Source organism: Anaerosolibacter carboniphilus (assembly GCF_014205875.1).
GTDB lineage: Bacteria > Bacillota > Clostridia > Peptostreptococcales > Thermotaleaceae > Anaerosolibacter > Anaerosolibacter carboniphilus.
Window position 1 is genome coordinate 1 of record NZ_JACHEN010000063.1, and the last position, 4,107, is coordinate 4,107.

A 4,107-nucleotide genomic window follows, 5' to 3' on the forward strand; every position below is an offset into this window, starting at 1 on the left:
TTGCATCTTCGATGATGAATCCATGATATAGAATAGGTAGTCTTGATTTTCGTGAGTTAGTGGTATATTTTTCACTTCTCCACCATCCTCTCTTATAGTAGTTTCCTGCTTCTACTCCTATTTCGCTTGTTGTCCTATAAATTTCCTGTAAAGCCTTTAGACGCTCTTTTAGGATTTGTATTTCTAAAGGGATATCGCTATTCTTTCTTGGTCCTTTCTCAAACTCGAGGACTTCGAGTTCTATCTTTAGCTGCTGTATTCTCTTTCGTATTAATTTTACAGACTTTCTATACTCCCGTCCTAATCTTTTAAATGCCTTTTCAAAGTCCTTAATGTTATTCACCCCCAACTCATAAGGGCATTTATTCGCCTTTCCGCTCTGCTTCAATCTGCCGCTCGATGATCCCTAGCTCCAGCTTAGTTTGATATATCTTTTGAAGGCAGCTCTCATACATGGTCTCTGCTATATCTCTTTTCATTTTCAGATCTGCAATCTCTTCATTGCCTCTGACCAGGTCAGATATGATGGTCACAGGAATGCTTTCATCTCTCAGCCTTAATATTTCTTTAGCCACAGCGATCCTATACTTTTTCTCTGTCTCTGCCTTATCGATCCCACGCTGCTTTAGGATCTTGATGGCACTTGTCAGCGTTTTTCTTTGCTTGTCCAGTTCTATTACCAAATGTTGCATCTTACTTCAGCCCCTTAACTCCCACATCTTATGTTATTCTACTTTTCTAAGTTTTTTCTCGTAGGATTTTGAAGTACTTGTATTTTCTAAAGAAATCTCCTTTATTGCCTGGGTTATTGCTTTGTCTAGGACTTCAGCTATTTTAAAAACGAAGGATAACCTGGTATCCATAAGCATCATAGATGACATAGGTCCGCTAATGTTTACAGATGCCGTGATGGATATATGGCCCACGGCCTGTAAATCTGTTCTATCGATACCCGCACCTGGTATCAAGCTGCTGTTTGTGATAATTACTTTTCCCAGGTTTTCAGCTTTACTGAGCATAGCATCCACCGCAATGACTAGGGTATTTTCTTGATCAATCTTGGCCACAGCTTCATGGAGATTCTTTGCATGAACAGGATCATTTAAGGTTCCCATGATTTGAATCTTACCTTTGATGGCTTTTCTCTTTGACAGCATCATGCCCACCAAGGGTCCTAAGCTGTCGCCTGTACATCGGTCAGTTCCAATACACAGAATAATGATTTTCTCATATACCTTTTTATGCTCTGTTATCTGTCGATAAAGTGCTTCTCCAATCTTTTTCACACAGTTTTTTTCCTTCGTGCTGATGAGGTTTCTCTTTATGCCATAGAGGGCATTTTCATGTGTTGACATGCTTATCTCCTCCCATATCTCTTAGGTGGTATGTATTCTCCTGTTCCCCATACATCTAGACGACTTAATCTTCTCTGGACACCTTCGCCGCTTCTTCCCAAGAGATCTCCAATTTGCTTATGTGTATAGTTACCAGTTTTAAATAGTTCGATGGCCATGATATCATCTTCTCTTGTCCATTTCTGACCTTCTTTATGAGGCCTCTCCATATCCATTTTCTTCTTTTCCTTAAACCATTCAGGATCATTGAGCCATAGGGAAGTTTTCATTTTTCTGCTGTCCCACAGATCTTGATTTTCTTTTAAAAACTTTTCAAGGTCCTCCAGCTCGATGCGGTAAGTTTTTTGTCCCTTTAGTTTTTTATACTTGATCTGTCCTGCTAAAAGCCATCAGGTAATTACATGGATATCAATATTCAAGATATTGGCTACAAGATTGGCTGTTAATAAGTGAGAATCTTTAAATCCTACACCCAAGCGGTTTAATTTTATCTTTACTGCATTTGGACTCCTTTGAAGCTTCTTAGCCACATACTGAGCACCTTTTGAGAAATTATCATATAAAAAATCAATCTCTTCCTTGCTCCAATTGTCGCCCTTCCTCTTCTTGGTTAATCCTTTGGAAGAAGCATAGCAATGTATGGTATATCTAGGTACATTAAACTCTTCACATAACTGATCTATTACCTCTTTGGTTCCATCATATCTTTTCGAGATTTCCTCTGCCAGTTCTGGAGTTAGTCTTCTGCTCCACTTGCTCATATAACCAAACCTCTTTCCTGCAATTCTCGGTATTTATGCCAAACACTGGACTTGCTCCGGCAAATCTTTTTACCAATCTGACTGAAGGTCATTCCATCCCTTCTTAGTTGGATAATCTTTTGAATCTCCGTTTGGGTATAGAACTCTCCCTTTGGGTCAATAGGAAGCAGCCCTTGAATTTTAAGTCTATCCATCTTACGTTGGATTCCACTGATTGATCTTCCCAGCAGCTCTGCTATGGCTTCTTTTCTCAAACCAGATTCATGATAAGAAATTAATTGTGCTTCTTCTTCTTTGGCCCATAGTTTTGTGTAGTTAGGAGGCCGATCCCTATCGGCTCTCCTCTTGTTTTTTAACCATTCTGGTTCATTACCAAAATCGTTTAGTTTGAACTTTCTTGTATCCAAGATATCCTGATGCTGCTCTCCCCAGGTGTAAAAATCTCGAATATCGATCATTTTAAATTCAAAGGTTGTTCTAAATTTCTTGATTTCATATTCTAATCCCATTTCAGTCCAGGAGCATACCGTGGATGCTGCCACGCCAACCATCTTTGAAAACTGATTAAGGGTAAATTTATGAGATAACATCTTACCATTCGCAACGCCAAGCTCATCTGCTTTGGCCACTGTGCTGGCAAAAGGTCTCTTAAGTCTTTTTGCAATAGCCTCGAGTGACATGCTTCCTGCTTTTTCAATCAAATATTCAACTTCTTCCTGAGTCCATCTCGATCCATATTTAGTCACATGACCATCTCCTTGATATACATAGCTCGAAATTTCATAAGACTATTTTTCATCCTGATACTCATTGTCTGCTTGGATATATCCTTGGTAGCTGCTATATCCGATACCTTAAATCCACTGATATAGGCTAAGATATCCTCTTGCTGCTGCTTTGAAAATTTATTCATGATTTGATCTAAAACAAGCTTATCAGCCAGATTATTGATGGATATATCTTCAACCCCAAATAATTCTTCTAGCGTGGTACCGTCCTCGTCATCACCCAGTAGATCCTGGAAGCTGACAACATTGTTGATCTTAGAAGTCTTATTGGTCAGTTTGGCTGTCTGTTTCTTGTGATAGGCAAGGATGGATGATTTGATATACAGCTTGGCTATGTATCCAAAACCAATATTTTTTCTATGATCATATTTCTCAAAGGCTTTCCAGAGGGCAATACTAGCAATCTGAAAAAGATCATCGTATTCATAGCTCCCTAACCAAGAGGAGATCCCTTTCTTGATCAGAGGCTTATACTTGGCCATTACTTCTTCGAAGCTCAATTCTGCTGTTTTTGTTTCGCTTAAAATGATTTGTTTTCGTATCATACGGCTACACCTCTTTTACTCTTGAAATATAGCTTACTCAAATCGAATTTATCGACAATGCAGATTACCCTATCTTTCCTTATCTCTTCAATCATCACTAGTGCTATTGTGCCTTGAACATCTACTATTTCTCCTGCTTTGATGAATAGGTCGCTTGCCTGGTCGAAGATAAAAACCTTTGCGCCAACCATAACCTTTCCCCCTATTCATCTTGATTTTCTTTATCTTCTTCTATCTCTTCGTCTGTCTCCTCTTGCACGCCCATATCATATATACTGAGCTGATCCACCAGCTTAGGTGGGTATTCCCAATGGAAACGACTATCCAGGATATTCGGGATCTCAGCCTGAGTAGTATCCCAATCTCTGCCTAAAGTATAAGGGATGTGTCCCATAAGCTTCTCCGTGGGCTTTAGGATGCTGCCATCGTTATGTATCCGTAAAAGTTCCCTGTAGATGTGGACCAGTAATTGATTCTGGCTCATCTTGTCGATATGATATGCTTTAAACTCCATCACATAAGCATATTTGAGAAAGTCACTGGCAAAGCCGTTCATCTTTTTGATCTCTACGGGAGCCGGTTGCTTCTTGTTTCCCTTACTGGCCGTATCTTGTAAATACATGATCAAGCGCTGCCGCTCTTTAAGATGCCCGAAAGC

At 39.6% G+C, this 4,107-nt stretch carries 9 protein-coding genes; all 9 read right to left on the minus strand.

Annotated features, from left to right (window positions below; translation table 11 throughout):
* Positions 1–343, minus strand: a 343-nt coding sequence (locus HNQ80_RS25300; protein ID WP_184314012.1) for a hypothetical protein, incomplete at its 3' end; no start/stop codon positions are given.
* Between the two features lie 19 nt (positions 344–362).
* A complete protein-coding gene (locus tag HNQ80_RS25305; RefSeq protein WP_184314014.1) occupies positions 363–692 on the minus strand; it encodes a hypothetical protein in 330 nt (109 codons plus the stop codon).
* Positions 693–725: 33 nt separating this feature from the next.
* Positions 726–1,355 (minus strand): spore protease YyaC, encoded by a 630-nt coding sequence (yyaC, locus tag HNQ80_RS25310; protein WP_184314016.1) that lies wholly within the window; start codon positions 1,353–1,355, stop codon positions 726–728.
* A 2-nt stretch (positions 1,356–1,357) separates the two neighbouring features.
* Positions 1,358–1,624 (minus strand): hypothetical protein, encoded by a 267-nt coding sequence (locus HNQ80_RS25315; protein WP_184314018.1) that lies wholly within the window; start codon positions 1,622–1,624, stop codon positions 1,358–1,360.
* Positions 1,625–1,744: 120 nt separating this feature from the next.
* Positions 1,745–2,116 carry a hypothetical protein gene (locus HNQ80_RS25320; RefSeq protein WP_184314020.1) on the minus strand — a complete coding sequence of 124 codons (372 nt, stop codon included), beginning with the start codon at positions 2,114–2,116 and terminating at the stop codon, positions 1,745–1,747.
* Positions 2,113–2,862, minus strand: coding sequence for a helix-turn-helix domain-containing protein (locus HNQ80_RS25325; RefSeq protein ID WP_184314022.1), 750 nt, complete (start codon positions 2,860–2,862; stop codon positions 2,113–2,115). The genes HNQ80_RS25320 and HNQ80_RS25325 overlap by 4 nt, the downstream gene beginning before the upstream one ends.
* Positions 2,859–3,449, minus strand: coding sequence for a sigma-70 family RNA polymerase sigma factor (locus tag HNQ80_RS25330; RefSeq protein ID WP_184314024.1), 591 nt, complete (start codon positions 3,447–3,449; stop codon positions 2,859–2,861). The genes HNQ80_RS25325 and HNQ80_RS25330 overlap by 4 nt, the downstream gene beginning before the upstream one ends.
* On the minus strand, positions 3,446–3,640 hold the full coding sequence (locus tag HNQ80_RS25335) for a hypothetical protein (protein ID WP_184314026.1): 195 nt from the start codon (positions 3,638–3,640) through the stop codon (positions 3,446–3,448). Before HNQ80_RS25335 ends, HNQ80_RS25330 begins: the two co-directional genes overlap by 4 nt.
* Positions 3,641–3,651: 11 nt before the next feature.
* A partial coding sequence (locus tag HNQ80_RS25340; protein ID WP_184314028.1) for a putative metallopeptidase occupies positions 3,652–4,107 on the minus strand: 456 nt, incomplete at its 5' end.